Annotated in this window: 1 protein-coding gene; it reads left to right on the forward strand. The window is 52.1% G+C overall.

Annotated elements, in window-relative coordinates; translation table 11 throughout:
• Positions 1 to 168 precede the first annotated feature (168 nt).
• The gene (locus tag ACOTXT_RS22460; protein WP_000129958.1) at positions 169 to 678 is read left to right on the forward strand and encodes an antirestriction protein ArdA; all 510 of its coding nucleotides are present in this window, start codon (positions 169 to 171) and stop codon (positions 676 to 678) included.
• The last annotated feature ends 345 nt before the right edge of the window (positions 679 to 1,023 follow it).

Genomic DNA, 1,023 nt, shown 5'->3' on the forward strand with positions numbered 1-1,023 from the left:
CGGTGGAGTCCGGCGCGGTCGCCTTCCATGCCCTGACGGGCATAAAAACATGTAAATAAATTCCGTACTTGTATTGACTTTAAAGGCGTAATCACCGATAATTAAATCATCGGGAGGCAATACCGCCGCCCGAAAAATTGCCGGTATCGGCGCTTTAAGGAGTACACCATGACTGATATTACGACCCCTTCTGTTTATGTTGGCACTTACCATAAATACAACTGCGGAAGCATTGCGGGAGCCTGGCTCGATCTGACCGATTTTGATAGCTCAGAGGAGTTTTACGAGCGCTGCCGCGAGTTACACGCAAATGAGGCTGATCCAGAATTTATGTTCCAGGATTGGGAGGGTATTCCGTCTGATATGGCGTCAGAGTGCCATATCAACTGGGATTTTATTAACGGCTTTAAACAAGCCCGCGAGGAAGGAAACGAAGCGGCGTTTGTGGCCTTTGTTGATCTGTTTAATAGCACTGATTTCGACCTGTTTAGAGATGCCTATATGGGCGAAGCTAAGGACGAAGAAACTTTTGCAGAGGAATACCTGAATGATAGCGGTCTACTGAATGAAATTCCTGAATCCGTAGCCCGATATTTTGACATCGTAGCCTATGCGCGGGATCTGTTTATTGGGGATTTCAGTTTACATGACGGACACGTATTTAACATGACTTGCTGAAACCTAGTCCCCCGCCACGCGGGGGATATTAAACACCGCTCTAATTAATCGCCGGTATCGGCAAACAGCCATCTGGGCGGCTGCGCCGCCCCTTTGCTGCTGCTTGCCGGTGATCTCTCCAGCTCATGTTCTGCCATTGCGCTAAATCCTGATGCCACACAGGGCGTTACCCCTTCGGGGCCGCTCTGCTGTGCTGCGCATCGAGCCGGTTCCCGTCTCGCCCCGCCCCTTCGGGGTGCCAACGCCCTTCAGGCGTCGGCATCCTTTGCCAGTGCGCTATTGTGTTATCCGTGGATTGTGCAGCTCAGCGGGGCGCTGGCCGTGACGGTGCGGTGTCCCCCGTAA

This window comes from Enterobacter cloacae complex sp. IR5422, assembly GCF_049238165.1.
In the GTDB taxonomy this organism is placed as follows: domain Bacteria; phylum Pseudomonadota; class Gammaproteobacteria; order Enterobacterales; family Enterobacteriaceae; genus Enterobacter; species Enterobacter roggenkampii.